Origin of the sequence: Pseudomonas sp. NEEL19 (assembly GCF_028751975.1) — a bacterium.
GTDB lineage: Bacteria > Pseudomonadota > Gammaproteobacteria > Pseudomonadales > Pseudomonadaceae > Aquipseudomonas > Aquipseudomonas juntendi.
The window spans coordinates 2,339,571-2,356,339 of the sequence record NZ_CP081491.1 but is presented as its reverse complement, the minus strand read 5'-3'; the positions used below and the strand labels follow the sequence as shown (position 1 = coordinate 2,356,339).

At 62.0% G+C, this 16,769-nt stretch carries 15 protein-coding genes; 5 read left to right on the top strand and 10 right to left on the bottom strand.

Going from position 1 to position 16,769, the window contains the following annotated elements:
- Positions 1–2: 2 nt before the first annotated feature.
- From K4A76_RS10585 to K4A76_RS10560, 6 genes are all read right to left on the bottom strand, one after another.
- Positions 3–260, bottom strand: a complete 258-nt coding sequence (locus K4A76_RS10585) for a PAAR domain-containing protein (protein WP_009686597.1) — start codon at positions 258–260, stop codon at positions 3–5.
- Positions 257–1,069: a DUF6708 domain-containing protein gene (locus K4A76_RS10580; protein ID WP_338000125.1), complete on the bottom strand. Its 813-nt coding sequence runs from the start codon at positions 1,067–1,069 to the stop codon at positions 257–259. Before K4A76_RS10580 ends, K4A76_RS10585 begins: the two co-directional genes overlap by 4 nt.
- The gene (locus K4A76_RS10575) at positions 1,066–4,284 is read right to left on the bottom strand and encodes a T6SS effector BTH_I2691 family protein (RefSeq protein ID WP_274412128.1); all 3,219 of its coding nucleotides are present in this window, start codon (positions 4,282–4,284) and stop codon (positions 1,066–1,068) included. The genes K4A76_RS10580 and K4A76_RS10575 overlap by 4 nt, the downstream gene beginning before the upstream one ends.
- On the bottom strand, positions 4,281–5,204 hold the full coding sequence (locus K4A76_RS10570; protein WP_274412127.1) for a hypothetical protein: 924 nt from the start codon (positions 5,202–5,204) through the stop codon (positions 4,281–4,283). The genes K4A76_RS10575 and K4A76_RS10570 overlap by 4 nt, the downstream gene beginning before the upstream one ends.
- On the bottom strand, positions 5,204–7,276 hold the full coding sequence (locus K4A76_RS10565; RefSeq protein ID WP_274412126.1) for a type VI secretion system Vgr family protein: 2,073 nt from the start codon (positions 7,274–7,276) through the stop codon (positions 5,204–5,206). Before K4A76_RS10565 ends, K4A76_RS10570 begins: the two co-directional genes overlap by 1 nt.
- A 323-nt stretch (positions 7,277–7,599) precedes the next feature.
- Positions 7,600–9,225, bottom strand: coding sequence for a methyl-accepting chemotaxis protein (locus tag K4A76_RS10560; RefSeq protein WP_274412125.1), 1,626 nt, complete (start codon positions 9,223–9,225; stop codon positions 7,600–7,602).
- A 359-nt stretch (positions 9,226–9,584) separates the two neighbouring features.
- Between K4A76_RS10560 and K4A76_RS10555 the strand changes: the two genes are divergently transcribed.
- Positions 9,585–10,829 carry a DUF1835 domain-containing protein gene (locus tag K4A76_RS10555; RefSeq protein ID WP_274412124.1) on the top strand — a complete coding sequence of 415 codons (1,245 nt, stop codon included), beginning with the start codon at positions 9,585–9,587 and terminating at the stop codon, positions 10,827–10,829.
- A 35-nt stretch (positions 10,830–10,864) separates the two neighbouring features.
- Here the strand turns inward: K4A76_RS10555 and K4A76_RS10550 are convergent, their stop codons facing one another.
- Positions 10,865–11,998 carry an alanine--glyoxylate aminotransferase family protein gene (locus K4A76_RS10550; protein WP_274412123.1) on the bottom strand — a complete coding sequence of 378 codons (1,134 nt, stop codon included), beginning with the start codon at positions 11,996–11,998 and terminating at the stop codon, positions 10,865–10,867.
- A 154-nt stretch (positions 11,999–12,152) separates the two neighbouring features.
- Between K4A76_RS10550 and K4A76_RS10545 the strand changes: the two genes are divergently transcribed.
- Genes K4A76_RS10545 through arsH form a run of 4 tightly spaced genes read left to right on the top strand, consistent with a single transcriptional unit; the run spans position 12,153 to position 15,018 of the window.
- On the top strand, positions 12,153–12,500 hold the full coding sequence (locus tag K4A76_RS10545; RefSeq protein WP_009686587.1) for a metalloregulator ArsR/SmtB family transcription factor: 348 nt from the start codon (positions 12,153–12,155) through the stop codon (positions 12,498–12,500).
- Positions 12,501–12,521: 21 nt separating this feature from the next.
- Entirely contained in the window at positions 12,522–13,805 is a 1,284-nt protein-coding gene (locus tag K4A76_RS10540) for an arsenic transporter (protein WP_274412122.1), read from the top strand.
- A gap of 28 nt (positions 13,806–13,833) precedes the next feature.
- The gene (locus tag K4A76_RS10535) at positions 13,834–14,304 is read left to right on the top strand and encodes an arsenate reductase ArsC (RefSeq protein ID WP_274412121.1); all 471 of its coding nucleotides are present in this window, start codon (positions 13,834–13,836) and stop codon (positions 14,302–14,304) included.
- Positions 14,305–14,316: 12 nt separating this feature from the next.
- The gene (gene arsH, locus K4A76_RS10530; protein WP_125854409.1) at positions 14,317–15,018 is read left to right on the top strand and encodes an arsenical resistance protein ArsH; all 702 of its coding nucleotides are present in this window, start codon (positions 14,317–14,319) and stop codon (positions 15,016–15,018) included.
- Between the two features lie 36 nt (positions 15,019–15,054).
- On the opposite strand, the gene K4A76_RS10525 is transcribed toward arsH, so the two are convergent.
- From K4A76_RS10525 to K4A76_RS10515, 3 genes are read right to left on the bottom strand one after another with little or no spacing between them, the layout of a single operon-like run.
- On the bottom strand, positions 15,055–15,504 hold the full coding sequence (locus tag K4A76_RS10525) for a carboxymuconolactone decarboxylase family protein (protein ID WP_110678311.1): 450 nt from the start codon (positions 15,502–15,504) through the stop codon (positions 15,055–15,057).
- The gene (locus K4A76_RS10520) at positions 15,501–16,175 is read right to left on the bottom strand and encodes an FMN-dependent NADH-azoreductase (protein WP_274412120.1); all 675 of its coding nucleotides are present in this window, start codon (positions 16,173–16,175) and stop codon (positions 15,501–15,503) included. Before K4A76_RS10520 ends, K4A76_RS10525 begins: the two co-directional genes overlap by 4 nt.
- Before the next feature lie 31 nt (positions 16,176–16,206).
- Positions 16,207–16,689: a GNAT family N-acetyltransferase gene (locus K4A76_RS10515; RefSeq protein ID WP_161892595.1), complete on the bottom strand. Its 483-nt coding sequence runs from the start codon at positions 16,687–16,689 to the stop codon at positions 16,207–16,209.
- Positions 16,690–16,769: the final 80 nt, after the last annotated feature.

The window sequence follows — 16,769 nt, the reverse complement described above, 5'->3', positions numbered from 1 at the left end:
CCTCACTCCAGCAACCAGCCTGCATCGCCTTCATCCAGCACGCCGCCATGATCAGTCCTGTCCCCCTTGCGCGCGACAGCAGCCCCCTCGATCAGGAAGTGCTCGGCCCCGCTTTCGATTACCGCACCGCAGGTAGTCCGGTCCCCCACCCTGGCCACTGCGCTGCCGTTGAATGTATACCCAGCACTCCCGCTCTCGACCTGGTTAGCGCCATGCAATGGGCAGAGATGTCGATGACCGACAAGCACAACAGGTTTCATCGCGCTTCGCCTACGTGCGGTGCGGTACGTGATTCGCGATCAATCGCCACTGGCCAGTAAACCTTCGGCGCCAGGCAGTGCATGTGGCTCAGGCCATCATCATCATTCCAGTCTCGCGCGGGGTTTACGAACTTCGGAAGGGCCTCGGGGCCTTGCTGCATGAACAGTCTGGCGATGGCCCAGTAGGCCTCGCCGTGGTAGAGGTCGTGGCTGAAAAACACGCGGTCAATGACTTCGTTGGTTTCCGGGTTACGGACCGACAGCATGACGTTTTCGATCAGACCGCCGTGGCCGGGGGCGTAGATCCGGTAAACCTCGGCGGTAACGTCATCCCAGTTGTAGGCAACGGGTTTCACGCCCCAATGCTTTCGGCTGAAAACAAAGAATCGATTGAACCTGTATTGGTAAAGATAAATTCTTCGACGCAGCCTATTGAAACGAATGGGCTCGTCTCTTGGAAGCACAAAATCAAGCTTGATGTAGGGCGATAGCACCCACGCCACGAGTAGCGGCGCAAGCAAGATAACAATATTCGTTATCCAGTCCCCCTGCCAATTATCGAAAACCAGCCAATACGTGAACAACGTCATCCCACCACCCGCAATAAGAGCGGCAGAGCCTATCAGCGCACCTAGCCCCCGCGGACGAACAGTAGCCCTTGGCAACTCCAAATAGACATCATCGTAATAATTGGGTGGAGGGTTAATTTTTTGTGGTTCATGCTTGAACGTTGGCCTTTCTTCGATACCGGGTAAATCATGACTCCAACCCAATTGCCGATATGCTAATGGTCTGTACTTGACGCTCATGCATTCTCCGCCTGCACCCGACTTTCGAGGCGTGCGCTTGAAATATTTTTATCTGGCCAATACGCAACCGTCAGCGTGGCCGATTTAATGGTGTGCGCACCAGCGGTCGGCATGAGCGCTATCACACCAGTCAATTCTAATGACGGCGCGCTTTCTGGATGCGCATGCACACTTTTCATCAATGAAACATCGGGGCGATAGTCAGGAAAACGTGGAGCGGCGAAATTTAAAAACTTGTTTGTTTGAGAGAGAAGCTCCGGGCAATCAAAATTATGGCTGCCGGATGCCACCAACTCTCCGCTAAGGCAGTCAGGAAACTCACCATCACCTGCGCGATGTACTAGTAACGCCCAATCGTACCCTGAATTGACCTCGTCATACCGGGGCAAGCTAATTTGAAATTTTATCTTTTGCTCAACAACCAAGCCGGCCACCCCACCGACTTTGCGCATTGCGATATCGCTGACCAGAACCGAGTCGAAATTCACTCCAATTTGAAGTCCAAGCGTTGCAGCATTAAGCTCCGCCATGGCTATATCTGCCCACTCCACCGAATCCCAACGAACGCTAGGAATTTCGCCACCCTTGCCAAACAAACTACGACTGAGCCATAACTCAAGAGGGTTGAGCTCGTTGTTTTCCGCCAGTCTTCTATAAGTGTAAGCGGAGAGTGTCAGTACTATGGCAACGCCCAAAGGCCCTGCAATCAAAGGTGACGCGACCGCCAGTGCAAACGCTGCAGAGCCACCAAGATAAAGCACGCCTGATAGAGCGTATTGTTTGCTCGACAGAATGCTACCCGACTTGACGGCGCGTTTTGATGCGGCGAACGCTTGGGCAACGTCAAACACCCCAGCCACAGAACTTATCAATGCGCCCAGACTTATGAGGAAACCTCCTACAACGGCGGCCCCCCTCGCCCAGGGCGCTTGCAAATGACGAATGCTCGTTCGCAGAACAAGCCCCACCAATTCGATTTGCCCCCCAAGCATACCCAGTTGCGAACCCTGCAGCGCCAATTTGGCCTCGTACGCCTTAGGCCCAATCTCTGCCTCGGCCTTTTCTTGATTCCTGTTCAGGCTGTCATACTGCAAATACAACCCACCGATCCCGAGTAGTACCTCCCAACTGCCTGCAACCCCGCGCAGGCCTGAGAAACCGCCACGCACCAGCTGGCTGGCCTGGTGCGCAGTTATCTTCATCCCGTCAAGCAACTTGCGGGCATTGCTGTCGAGGGTACCTGCCGCGACCGAGATATCCACCATGGCCGCGTGCGCCGCGCTGCTCGCCTGAGTCAGCTTGATGCTGGCCGCTTCGACTAACCGGCCATGCACTTGCGCAGCCGTGCCCTCGACCCAGACCGTGACACTGATCACGGTGTTGGTCAGCCGAGGGTCGAGCAGCGCAAGGCTCATCAACCCGTGCTGCAGGATCGGCCGGACCTTGCGCATCGCCTTGAACGAACCGACTTCAAAGTCATCGACACTGCGATACATACGGTCTCTCGCCTCAGCGAGGGAGGCATTTGCGCGGTGCTGCAGCTGGCGCAAGTGCGCACTCTGCAAGGCGTAGTACTCGCCCAGCTTCATCTTCACTTCAAGCTCGATCAGTTGCACCCCGTTGTAAAGAAACTGGGTTGCGCTGTTCAGGTGCCGAACAGCGTTGTGGATGCCAGGCCCGAGGCTAGGCGCCAGGCGTTGACTGGCGGCATTCACCGCGCTCTGCGTTTCGGCGATGGCCTGCTTCAAGCTATTTCGCATGCGTAAACCGGCATCGTCGCTGGCGATGACCTTGCTCAACATGCCAAAGAGCTTGTCGCTGTCGTTCCAGTTGATTGCCTGGTCGCCTGAAAAACTGGGTAACAGCGCGGCCAGCAAAGCGTTGTCACGCATCAGCAGCGCGCGGTAGGGAGGGCTGTCGGGGTTTTGTAGCCATACCTGCCACAGCCGTTCGCTGGTACCGGCTGGGGGCTGGCGGGGTTCAAGGCTGGCCACCACGGCCTCTGTGACACCACCGCCCAAGCACAGTCCCATGGTCTTGGTATAGGCCACACCGGACTCGCGATCACGGCCGTCATAGTCGTGGCGCTCGGCCACCTTGAACATCGGGGTATCGAATAATGCAACATAGGCCTGCGCGTCCTGGTCGATGTAGCGCTGGAACTCGGCATCCTGCGCCTCGTGCTCAGCTTGGAAAGCAGCCCGCTGCGGCTCGTGGTAGCGCTCTTCTAGACGGGCATCACTTTCCAGCTGCGCACGCTCGACCAAACGCTGTCGCTCGACTGCCGGGTCCACGAAAATTGGTGGCCCGTCGCCGGTCACCGGCTGCAGCGACGGCACCCCTTGTGCCGCCCACTCCCGGTGCGTGGCGCGGATCACCTGTACTATCTGCGACGTCTGCAACTGGTACGCGCGTAGTGGGTCCTCACGCCAGACCTGGCGCTTCACTACCCAGCTCAGCCGCTGGTGGTTATATTCCTGGATGAGACCTACGGTGTCGTCCAGCACCAGCGCCAACACACCGTTTGCCAACTGGTGGCGGTCCGATGCATTGACCACGTAACCACGCAGGGCAAACCTGCGCAGCCAACGACTGTGGAAACCATGCACGCTGTCGAACGGTGCGCACGCCTGCTGGCTGTATTCGAACACCAGGTTGTCAACTTGCAACTGGTCGGCCGTCATCGCCAGGCCCAGCAATTGCGGATGGGTACGCGCCTGGGTCAGATCAATCCCTACGAAGCGGTGCCTTGGTGCCACGCCTTGCTTGTAGGCGTTCAGCACGCTCACCGGCCAGGCATCACTGGAAAAGGCCAGCCAGGCACTGTTGTATTTGTCGGTGTCGATCGTGACGAAGGCCGCGGGAATATCGTGGTTTTCCTGCGCACATTTTTCCGGCAGTGGCCCAGGTGGGCCAGCTGGGGGCGCATAGGGGTCAAAGCGTCGCAGATGGCCCTGTGCGCTGACGGCGTAGGCTTGCCAGACCTGCTGGTCAAGCAAGACATACAGGTAGCCCATGCGTAACGTGCGCAGGCCAGGCTTGGCGCAGATGTGCAAATGCCCCGCCACGGTAGTGACGCACTCCGGTCGGGTATCCGGGACCAGCGCACGGCGCAGGGGCAGAATGGGCAGCCCCTGGCGCTGACAAGACATGCAGTGGTCATGCGGCAGCCCGGCTTCAGCGACAGCCAGGGCGATTCGTTGACTGATGGTCATGCAAGGCGCTCCGCTTCCGGCAGGGATTGGATCAGGTGCCGCCAATGCGCCTCGGAGTAGCGGGCAAGCAACGGCGCTAGCGCGCGCTGCTCTTGGCAGGCTACATCTATCAGGCCGCGCACGGCGGCAAGGGAGGTTAGCTGGGGATGAATGCACAGCTGGTGCAGGGCCAGCACCACGATATCTTCCGGGTTGGTCAAGCCCAAGGCGCGTGCTTCCTGGATATGGTTGCCGGCTCGTACAGCCGCAAACGACGGTATCTGACACTGAAAGGTATTGTTCACGCCTGCTCGCAGAGCGCTCAAGCTCCGCAATACGCGCTCGACCAATGCTCCATCCGCTTGCATGCGCCAGGCAGACGCGGGCAGCAGACAGCGCTGCCCGCTCTGCCCCTTGAGGTTCAGCAACTGCCCACTGCTGTTGAGGAACAACCAGCGGCTGATGGGCCACCACGGCGCACGCTCCCCTTGCTTGAACGATGCCGCAAGCAGCTCGAGGCGTATCGGCTCGTAGACCGGATAGAAGCTCAGTGCCTGGGCCCTGTCGGGTAACCGGCACAAGCGACTGAGGTGAACTGCGATGTCGGCCGCTGGCTGTCCACTGAACACCCAGCCGCATACGTAGCGCCTTGGCTGAAACAACCCACGCACGGCTGCCCGGGCGGTCAATTCCAATACTGCGCGGCTGGGCAGCGCCCCGGGTACAGCCAGGCACACCAGTACCGGATGCAGGTGCGGCACATGCGCCAGGTCGGGCCTGGATACATGCATCAAAGCGCTCGCCCCCAAGGCCTCGCGAAGCTGGGCGAGCAAGGCTGGATCGCCTTTGTCCTCAGGGGCAAGGGGGTCGACCAACACATAGCTGTACAGGGTGGGCGCATGCTGCTGTTCGATCACGTTGGCCAGTTCATCAGCCGTCATCAGAGCTTTCCCTCACAGGTGCTGGCAGCGTTCGGCGTCAATGTCAGCGACGTAGCGCTGCCTGCCCCCTGCGCAGTCGCCTGGGTTTGCCCCAACAGGTTCAGCGTCTGGCCATTGAGCGTGATACCGCGCCGGTCCAGCACGATGCAGCCACCTGGGGTTTTCAACTCTATGCGCTCACTGGCATGCAGCTGATACACCGTAGTGCGCTGCTGCATGCCATTGCCGACTTCAACCCGTTGAGCACCTTTGACCACCAAGGCGCTGTCCTTGCCGACGAGAACCTGCTGACAGCCCAGGGTCGCTTCACTGCGGTTGTTACCGACCCGGTGCGTCAGGTCATGCTTGATCTCGACCTGGCAGTTCTGCCCGATGAACTGGTTGTGGTTGCCCCCGGTTTCCTGGCGATAGTGGTTACCGATGCTAAGTTGCTGATCATTGCCCACCTGCTCCAGCCGATTGCGCCCGACACGCGTGGTTTCGTCGTTGCCGACCACCGTGTTGTAGTCGCGCTGGGCATGAATGAACACCTCCTCCCTGCCCAGTTCGTCCTCGAAGCGCAGCTCATTGAAGCCATTGCCCTTGTGGGTCTGGCTCTTGATGGTCATGCGTGTTTTGTGCTCCGGCAGGTCATACGGCGGAAGCTGATCACCGCAGTAGGTACGCCCGATGATCAGCGGCTGGTCGGGGTCGGCATTGACGTACTGGATGATCACGTCCTGGCCAATGCGCGGGATGGCCATCGAGCCCCAACTGCCGCCTGCCCAGCTTTGCGAAACCCGGACCCAGCAAGAGCTGAACTCATTGCCCTTGCTCTCCCGATCCCAGGGAAAACTGACCTTGACCCGGCCCCACTCGTCACAGTAGATCTCTTCGCCGGGCGGGCCGACCACGGTGGCCATGTGCGGGCCATCGATACGGGGTTTGGCCAGGGGTGCCGGGCGCCATTCGCGGGTGCCCGGCACCAGCATGGCACGCTGCACGTAGCGGGTGCCCTGGTCGGCGCTGCCTGCCTCTTCCTGCAGGCTGGTGAACTGCACGCCTTCATGGTGCACGCGGATCGGCCGCCAATGCACGTTCAGGTCTGCGCGCGGGTGCCCGACAAGCGTGAAACTCAACCCTGGTTGCAGGCGCACATCATCGCCCTGCACCTCGGCAACATGCGCGTCGTGGCGCAGCGCCGCGAGGCGCGTGGCCGTGAACGGTACGCCGACCGCGTCCCGCTTGTAGCGCCCAGGGTAGTCGAAACGCTCGTAGGCCAGCGTTTGATGGGGGATGCTGCTGTCAGCGGCCCGATGCTCCTGGCGGTAGCGCGGGTGGGTGAAGGTGTAGTCCCGCAGCACCTGCCGGGTGCTGCGGACCTGCTCGCTGTAACGCAGGCGCCGCAGGCACGGCACGGCCTGATCACCACCGCTGTTGGCGTGATACAGCACGTGGTCGGGGCCGATATCACCCTCATCTACCGCTTGTGGATCATCGGCCCGGACCGCGCCCCGGCTGATAGTGCCAAACGCCAGCAGCCGATCGGTAATGACCAGGCGGTGCTGTTGTGGCGTGTGCTCGAAGCGGTAGACAAAGCCCTCTTCGGCTGCCAGCCGGGCGATGAAGTCGAGGTCGGTTTCACCGGCCTGGACGCAGAATTCGCGGACCTGATGATCGCCGAGGCTCTTGATTTCGAAGCGGTTGATGCCCTGGCGCTGCAACATCAGTTCAATAATCTGCGGCACAGTCTTGTGCTGGAAGATGCGCCAGTTCGAACGCAGCCTGGCGCGGGCCAGCTGCGGCTCTACCAACGCGTGGTAGTGGGTACGAAACCTGCCGGTCTCGCCTTGGCTGAAACTGCTGACCAGGCCGTGCACATGGCGCAGCGGCTGCTCGCCACGCCAGACCGTGAACAGCCCGGGCTTGTCGAGCAGCAGGCCGAAGTCGACATCTGCGTCGAAACTGATCAGTTCCAGGTGCAGTTGGAACGGCGCGCTGATGGCCTCTTCGAGTTCGAACGAAACCACTTCGAACTCAACCCGGCCGGCCAGGGCCTCGAAGCTGAACCGCAGATCGGACTGGCTAGGCATGCGGACCCCCGGCTACCACCTTGAGACAAGGCTGTCGAGCGACTGCAGCACTCCGGCGCTGCCCAGCGCTCAGGCGAAATCGGTAGCGACAGAAAGCCCTGTGACCTTGAGGTGGGTGGTGCATGAAGAGGTCCTTGTCTTCCGGCAAACTGAAGACATGAACGCTAGCGAGGAACCGATTCTGCGAGAAGTCCAGGACTTCCCGGCGTAACGTAGGAAATGTCGGCTGAGTTTTGGATGACAGGCCCGTGCCGAGAGACCGAGCGCTGCGCGAGGGCCGCTCGATCTCTGCGAGGCTCGTAAATGTTCTGGGCCGAAGGCGTTCAAAGCTTGAACTGCCCGACCAAGGTCGTCATCTCCCCCACCAGGCCCGACAGTGCCTTGCTCGCAGCGCTGGTCTGCTGCGCCCCGGCCGCCGAATGGTTGGACAGTTCACGGATGTTCAGCAGGTTGCGGTCCACTTCGCGCGCAACTTGCGCCTGCTCTTCGGCGGCGCTGGCGATGACCAGGTTGCGTTCGTTGATTTCGCCAATCGCACTGTAGATACCCTCCAGCACCTGCCCCGAGGCCAGGGTCACGTCCAGGGTCGATTGCGCACGGTGGGTGCTGGCCTGCATCGACGCCACTGCCGCTTCCGTGCCGGCCTGCACGCGGCCGATCATCTGCTCGATTTCCTGGGTCGACTGTTGCGTGCGGTAGGCCAGCGTACGCACTTCATCGGCCACCACGGCAAAGCCGCGGCCCGCCTCCCCGGCACGCGCCGCTTCGATGGCGGCGTTCAGCGCCAGCAGGTTGGTTTGCTCGGAGACCGAGCGGATCACTTCCAGCACCTTGCCGATATCGCGCACCTGCCCCACCAACTGCTCCAGGTGGGTACTGCTGGTCTGGATCTCGCGGGTCATGGCCTCGGTGCCGTCGATATTGTCGCTGACCTGGCGGCGGCTTTGCGTGGCTAGCTGATTGGACTCGCTGGTGGTCTGCGAGGTGCTGATCGCATTGCGTGCAACCTCCTCCACGGCGGTGGTCATTTCGGTCACGGCAGTGGCTGCCTGTTCCAGCTCCAGCCCCTGTTGGCGCAGGTTGCTGGCGCTTTGCTCGGTTACCGCGTCCAGCGCAGTGGCGGCTTCGTCCAGTTGCCGGGCACAGCGCCCGAGCTGGCCCAGGGTGTCGCGCTGGCTTTGCTGCATGCGCTGCAACTCGTGGAACAGCTGGCCGATCTCGTTACTACCTTGTGCCTGCACCGGCACGCTCAGGTCGCCCCCGGCAATACGCTGGAAGTGCTGGCCGGCCTCACGCAAGGGGTGCAGCACTCGCTGGGCGATGAAGCCCCAGCACAGGGCTGCCAGGGCCAAGGTCAGCGCCAGCAGGCCGAGGCTGAGCAACTGCGCACGGGCCAGGCGGCGATCGGACTCGAGCATGATCTGCTGGCCACGCTGGCCCAATTCGCCAACCAGTTGCTGGCGTAGCGCCTGCAACCGGCCCATGGCGTTACCGGCGTCAACGTTGACCTTGAAATATTGCTCCAGCGAGCGCTGGCGGGTGGCCTCACGCTGCCCGGCCACCGCGGCGGCGTATTCGGCGAAGGTCGCCTGCAACTCGGTCGCCAAAGTGCGCAGGGCCGGCTCGCGGCTGTTTTCGACGAATTCGTCGACCAGCTTCTGGCTTTTTTCGTTCAACTCGAGCGACAGTGCCATGCGCTTGGCAGCACTGTCGTCGTGGCCGCCGAGTTGCTCGATGAAGCCCGACGACACGTTGGCGCTGGAACGAATAGCCATCAGCAAGGCATTGTTCAAGCGGTCCGACTGGTGCGCAGTCTGGTCCAGTTCGGTGATCTGCTGGTCACTGCCAACCGCCGCTCGCCAGGCACTGAGGGTGGAAAACAGCAGGGTCAGGCTGAACAGCGACAATACCCAGAACATTCCGGTGCGGATCTTCAAGTTGGCAAGCATGCGGGCAGTACTCCTGGTTGGCACCACTTCTGGTCGATGATTCGACGGTGGGTGTGCTGCTATCGGAGCGGCGCGGCGCCGGCTTGAGGTGCTCAGGCATGCTTGTGGGCGGTAACCGAACAGATGTTGCCTGCATGCGGGGCCTCGCCCAGCAACCCGCGCGGTACCTGGCAGCGCATGCGTTGGCGGGGTCGGCAGGGAAAGCCTGGGTTTGCCAGCCAAGCCGCGATGCGGGTAAAGTCGGGCCCTGGCGCTGGCTGCGCCTGCGGTCCGCGCAAAGGGGTTACCCGAGCCATGCGATAACCTGTTTCCGTACCAGCTCCAGGCTTGTCGGCGGACCGAGCCTCAAAGGAGTTGGCATGCCCACCATCCATGCATCCCGCCACCATGGCCTGCTCGATCTTGCCGCTTTGCGCAAACGCGCCAAGCGTTTGCTCAACGCCCTGAAGCACCACCAGGCCGACGACGCCCGGGAACAGTTGCGCACCCTTGGCCTGCCTGGCCCCCATTATCGCCTTGCCGATACCCAATGGCTGGTGGCCCGCGAAGCCGGCTTCGCCAGCTGGCCCAAGCTCAAGGCGCATGCCGATGCCGTGGCGTTCGCCGCACGCCAGCCTGGCTTCGCTGCCGATGACGAAGCCGCTGTGCAGCATTGGCGCTGCGGTAACGATATTGCCCACAGCTTGCGGGTTGCGGGGTTTGCCGGCGCTTTCCAGATGTTCGACGACCCCATGGTGATGGGGCCGGTGCCGGCCCTGCCGGAAGATCAGTACTGGCCGGTGCGCAGCGCGTACATACAGCAAGCGTTCAACCTCAGCGCCGAGGCTGTCGCCCCGCGCCAGGCTGCACAACAGGCCGCATTGGCCGGTTTGAACGGCGACAGTCAGCTGGTGCTGTGGTGCGAAGCCGACGCTTACGACCAGTTGTTCCTGATCCGCGTGCTCGCCAGCCTGCCCTGTTTGCCGCGACGCCTGGAGCTGATCGAAATCGACCAGGTCCCTGGCGTAGAGCGCTTCATCGGTATCGGCCAACTGGCCCCGGATCTGCTGGCCTGGCTATGGCCACAACGTCGCGCACTGGGTGAGGATGCACTGACCTTGGCGCGCCAGGCTTGGGCTGCCTACACCGCCGCTGAACCCCAAGCCTGGGCCGCCCTTGCTGGCCGCCAGCACCGGCCTTTGCCGCTGTTGGGCCGAGCACTGGCGCGCCAGCTGCAAGAGCTGCCGGGCGCCAGCGACGGCTTGAGCCTGACCGAACGCCTGCTGCTGCGCGTTCTGGCATCGCATGGGGAGCTGCCAGCCGGACGCGTGTTTAGCCAACTGATGCAGCAGGATGAGCCGCTCCCTTACCTGGGCGACATGATGTTCCATGCCCTGCTGCAGCCGTTGCTCCATACACCCTACCCGCTGCTGTGCGAAGGCCCGGGCGACGCCTGGGCCCATCGGCCATTACGGCTGACCGCACTCGCCGAACAGGTGCTGGCCGGTCAGCGCCACTGGCTCGACCAGCACCCTGCTCAGCGTTGGGTAGGCGGGGTGTGCATCGACGCGGCTGACAAGCCTTGGGTGGTTAGCGAGCAAGGCGAGGTCTGGCGACGACAATAGCGAAGCGGCTTGGGTGCAAGGGTGGGCGGGAACCCTTATTCCGCCAGCACCTCCTCCAGCGCCTGCTCCAGCGTGCTGACGGTGCGCTCGATATGCTGCAGTTTTTCCAGCCCGAACAGGCCAATGCGGAAAGTCTGGAAATCTGCCGGCTCATCGCACTGCAGCGGCACCCCAGCGGCGATCTGCAGCCCGTGGTCGGCAAATTTGCTGCCGTTCTTGATGGCATCATCATCGGTGTAGCTCACCACTACACCCGGGGCCTGGAAACCGCTGGCGGCCACGCTCTTGATGCCTTTGCCGGTCAACAGGGCGCGCATCCGCTTGCCGAGGGCCTGTTGCTCGGCGCGCAGTGTGTCGAAGCCGTAGGCGCGCATCTCGTTCATCACGCCGTTGAACCTTGCCAGTGCATCGCTAGGCATGGTCGCGTGGTAGGCATGCCCGCCCCGCTCATAAGCCTGCATGATCTGCAGCCACTTTTTCAGGTCGCAGGCAAAACTGCTGCTCTGTGTCTGCTCGATGCGTTGCAGGGCCAGGGCACTGAACATCACCAGGGCGCAGCATGGGGAAGCACTCCAGCCCTTTTGCGGCGCGCTGAGCAGCAGGTCGACGGCGCACGTGTGCATATCGACCCACACCGCGCCGGAGGCGATGCAGTCCAGCACGAACAAGCCGCCCACTGCGTGCACGGCCTCACCCACCGCGCGCAGGTAATCGTCGGGCAGCATGATCCCGGATGACGTTTCGACATGCGGGGCAAAGACCACCTGCGGTTTGTGCGCCGCAATCGCCGCCAGCACTTCATCCAGCGGCGGTGGCGCATAGGCCGCCTGGCGCCCGGTTTCCACCGGCCTGGCTTTCAGCACCGTGGTAGCCGCCGGAATGTTGCCCATCTCGAGAATCTGGCTCCAGCGATAACTGAACCAGCCGTTGCGGATCACCAGGCACTGCTGGCCAGTGGCGAACTGCCGCGCCACCGCTTCCATGCCAAACGTGCCACTGCCCGGCACCACGGCCACGCCCTGGGCGTTGTACACCTGCTTCAAGGTGCCGGAGATGTTCTTCATCACGCCCTGAAATGCCTGTGACATATGGTTGAGGGAGCGGTCGGTGTACACCACCGAGTACTCGATCAAACCCTCGGGGTCGACACTGGGATAAAGCTTTGACATGGGCTGGCTCCTTTGGCAGGGACGTCATTGCCCTCGACCCTGCCTCAAGCCCCGGCAAATGACAAGGTGCGGCCGCGGCGGCAGATCACAAATCCGCTTGGACACCACATATGGAAATACGTATATTCGTATTTCCATATGTAAAGACACTGCCATGATTACCCCACCTGAAGTGTTCAAATGCCTGGCCGACGAAACCCGTGCCCGCGCCACCCTGCTGATCGCCAACCTGGGTGAACTTTGCGTCTGCGAGTTGATGTGCGCGCTGAACGACAGCCAGCCGAAGATAAGCCGCCACCTGGCCCAGCTACGCAGCAGTGGCCTGTTGCTGGACCGACGCCAGGGGCAATGGGTGTATTACCGCCTCAACCCGGACCTGCCCACTTGGGTCAACGCGGTTCTGCAGGCGACGCTACAGGCCAACGAGCAATGGTTGGCACACAACACCCAACGCCTGCAGAACATGGATGGCCGCCCTGTCCGGGGCTCTGCCTGCTGCTGATCAACAACGAGAAAGAGCCCTATGCTGGTCGCCATTGCAGTCTTCGTTTTCACCCTTACCCTGGTCATCTGGCAGCCCAAAGGGCTTGGCGTTGGCTGGAGCGCCGCGCTCGGCGCGGTCATCGCCCTTGCCACAGGTGCCGTTTCGCTGCACGACATCCCGGCGGTCTGGGGCATCGTCTGGAACGCCACGTTCACGTTCATCGCCGTCATCATCATCAGCCTGCTGCTGGATGAAGCCGGGTTTTTCGAATGGGCAGCCCTGCATGTGGCGCGCTGGGCAAATGGCAGCGGCTACCGCCTGTTCGCCTTCTGCATACTCCTCGGTGCTGCCGTGTCGGCCCTGTTCGCCAACGACGGTGCGGCGCTGATCCTCACCCCCATCGTCATGTCGATGCTGCTGGCACTGCGTTTCTCGCCGGCTGCGACGCTGGCTTTCGTCATGGCCGCCGGTTTTATCGCCGATACCGCCAGCCTGCCGCTGGTTGTCTCCAACCTGGTGAACATCGTTTCGGCCGATTACTTCGGGTTGGGCTTCGCCGAGTACGCTTCGGTGATGGTCCCGGTGAACCTGGCCAGCGTCGCCGCGACGCTGGTGGTACTGTCGCTGTACTTTCGCCGTGAAATACCGCAGCACTACACCGTTGCAGCCCTGAAAACGCCCAGCGAAGCGATCCACGACCGTGCCACCTTCACGGTCGGGGGTTGGGTGTTGCTGGCGTTGCTGGTGGGCCTGTTCGCCCTTGAACCACTGGGCATTCCGATCAGTGCAGTGGCAGCCGTGTGTGCCGCCCTACTGTTCGCGGTCGCCGCGCGCGGGCAGCGCATTGCGACCCGCCGCGTGCTGCGCGAGGCCCCCTGGCAGGTGGTGATTTTCTCGCTCGGCATGTACCTGGTGGTCTACGGGCTGAAAAATGCCGGCCTGACCGACATGCTCACCCAACTGCTCGACCGCCTGGCGGAACAAGGGCTGTGGAGTGCCACCCTGGGCACTGGATTGATCGCAGCGTTGCTGTCTTCGGTCATGAACAACATGCCCAGCGTGCTGGTCGGCGCGTTGTCGATCCAGGCCAGCGAAGCGCAAGGCCTGGTGCGCGAGGCGATGATCTACGCCAATGTGATTGGCTGCGACCTGGGCCCGAAAATCACCCCTATCGGCAGCCTGGCAACACTGCTCTGGCTGCATGTGCTGGCGCGCAAAGGCGTGCGGATAACCTGGGGTTATTACTTCAAGGTCGGCATTTTACTGACCCTGCCCGTGCTGTTGATCACCCTTTCGGCTTTGGCACTGCGCCTTAGCCTCTGATAGTCCGCCAGCAAGCGGAGGAGCCCCTATGCGAGTTCTGTTCATGTGCACGGCCAACAGCTGCCGCAGCATCCTTTCCGAGGCCGTGTTCAATCACCTGGCGCCTGACGGCTTTGAAGCCGTCAGTTCCGGCAGTTTTCCCAAGGGCCAGGTGTTGCCTCGCAGCCTGACCACCCTGCAGCAGGCCGGCATTTCGACCCAGGGCCTGAGCAGCAAGGGTAACGAGGCATTCGAGGGGTGCCCGCCAGACATCGTGGTCACCGTGTGCGACAAAGCCGCCGGTGAAGCCTGCCCGGTGTACTTCGGCCCGGCACTGAAGGCGCACTGGGGGCTGGAGGATCCGTCCGATGTAGAGGGCGATGAAGCGGCCGTCGACGCGGCTTTCAACGCCACGCTGGCGCAGATAACTGCCCGTTGCCAGGCATTCTTCGCCCTGCCCTTCGACACGCTGCAACGCGAACAACTCCAGCAAGCGCTGGATCGAATTGGTGCGCTTTAAGCGGGAGGCTACATGAACGAGCAACTACCTAATCTTGACCTTTCGCTGTTCGATACGCCGCCAGCAGCCAAGCCGGCCAGCCAGCATGCGCCGCGTATCCTGCTGCTGTACGGGTCGACCCGCGAGCGCTCTTTCAGCCGCTTGCTGGTGGAGGAAGCCGCACGGCTGCTTGAGCACTTCGGTGCCGAAACCCGCACGTTCGACCCATCAGGCTTGCCGCTGCCAGACGATGCCCCCGTCGAGCACCCCAAGGTTCAGGAACTGCGGAATCTGGTGCAGTGGTCGGAAGGTCAGGTCTGGTGCTCACCAGAGCGTCATGGCGCGATGTCTGCGGTGTTCAAGGCACAGATCGACTGGATACCCCTGGCGCTCGGCGCCCTGCGTCCCAGCCAAGGCAAGACGTTGGCCGTGATGCAAGTGTGTGGCGGTTCGCAATCGTTCAACGTGGTCAACCAACTGCGCGTGCTGGGCCGCTGGATGAGGATGTTCACCATACCCAACCAATCGTCCGTGCCCAAGGCGTACCTGGAGTTCGACGACACTGGGCGCATGAAGCCTTCGCCCTATTACGACCGGTTGGTGGACGTGATGGAGGAGCTGGTGAAGTTCACGGTGCTGCTGCGCGATCACCAGGAATTCCTGGTGGACCGCTATTCGCAGCGCAAGGAAAGCGCGGAACAACTCGCTGCCCGGGTGAACCAGCGCGCGCTTTGAGCGCCTTGCCAATACTACTATCCCTGCCACCAACCCTCATGCTTTTGCGGCCGGTCGCAAGCGGAAGCTGACCCCCATGCGGTTGAACGCGTTCATCGCGGCAATGGCCGCGGTGAGCTCGACCAAATCTTTTTCTGTGAACGCGGCCGACGCGGCGGCGTAGGCCTCATCCGATACATGCGTCTCACTGACCCGGGTCACTTCCTCTGCCCAGGCCAGGGCCGAGCGCTCCTGCGCCGAGAACAGGTAGTGCGCTTCATGCCAGACCGGCACCAACAGCAGTTTATCCACCGACATGCCCGTCTTGAGCAGATCACGCGAATGCAGGTCAATGCAGTGCGCACAGCCGTTGAGTTGAGACACCCGCAGAAAAACCAGATGAATCAAGGGCGCCGGTAGATCGGTCTGCGTTGTCACGAATTGATGCAGCCCGGTGAGGGCCTTGGCGGCCCCAGGCGATGCGGTAAACCAGTTCAGGCGACTCATGCGTATTGCCCCTCCGGTAGCGGCTTGGAAGACGCGGCGAAGAACGCCTGCACTTCAGCCTGTGCGGTGGCCCTGGCCGCTTGCAGAAACTCCGCCCCTCTGGCGGTGCCCTCGAGGGTGAAGTAATTCACCTGCTTGAGACCAATCGTGGCAAGCACGGCGGACAGGTATGGCCGGAGAAAGTCGGGTTGGCGGGCATTCGGCCCGCTGATGTAGCCCCCGGAGGCTACGGCCACATACACTGGCCGATCCACCACCGTGCCCACCTTGCCTGCCGCGGTGCTCAGGAACGTGATGCCGACCCGGACCACGTGATCGATCCAGGCCTTGAGCGGTGCTGGCACACTGTAGTTATGCATTGGCGTGGCAATCAGCAGCAGGTCGCAGGCCTGTAACTGGTCAATCAATGCGTCGGAACGGTTCAATGTGCCGTCTTGCGCTGCGGCTACAGACCCTCCCAGGTTGGCCAGGGCCTGAGCATACCCGGCGTCGACCGGCGCCAGGTCATTGAGGTCGAAATCGGTGACCTGTATACCACGCCTGCCAGCCTGCACGGCCAAGCCGAGCAGTATGTGCTGGGACAGTTTGAAGCTTTCTGATGCCTGACCGTTCGGGCTGGCGATCAGGCGAAGAATGCGCAAAGGCGCCCTGGGCTGCTCTGACGACGTCATGAAGTTACCTCGATGAGAGACGTGCTGCCGCTCAAGGCGCAGCGAACTGTTTTTGGAAGCGCGTGGCACTGTTGTGCAGGCCTTCACGGGAATAGAAGTGTTGCGCGCGGGTGTTGGCCAACCCAGTATCGAGCACCAGGCGCGCACAGCCCGTGGCCTGGGCCAACCGCTGCAAGGCAGCCAGCAATCGTGCGCCCCACTGCTGGCCACGCTGCGTTTCGGCGGTGACCAGGTCGTCCACATACAGGAACCGCCCGTAGACCAGGTTTTCCTGAAGGCGGTAACCTGCCAGCGCCACAAGCTGGCCTGAGCCGAAGCCCCCGAGCAGCCGATAGCCTTCAGCGCGCATACGCTGGACGCGGCCGATGAAGTCGGCCTCGCCAGCCAGGTGCGAGCGCAGTTGCTGCATGACCGGGAACGCGAGATGCAGGTCACTCTCGCCGTCCAGATGGCGCAGGTCCGAATCAGCCAGGTCAGGCTCGCGCAGTACTGAGGGGGTCGGGGTGAACGTCATGGTGGCAAAGCTCGTTCGATGGGTGACGGGGCTATGATGAACCACGTTCAACCCATTTGAATGAGCCAAGAAAGGGTATA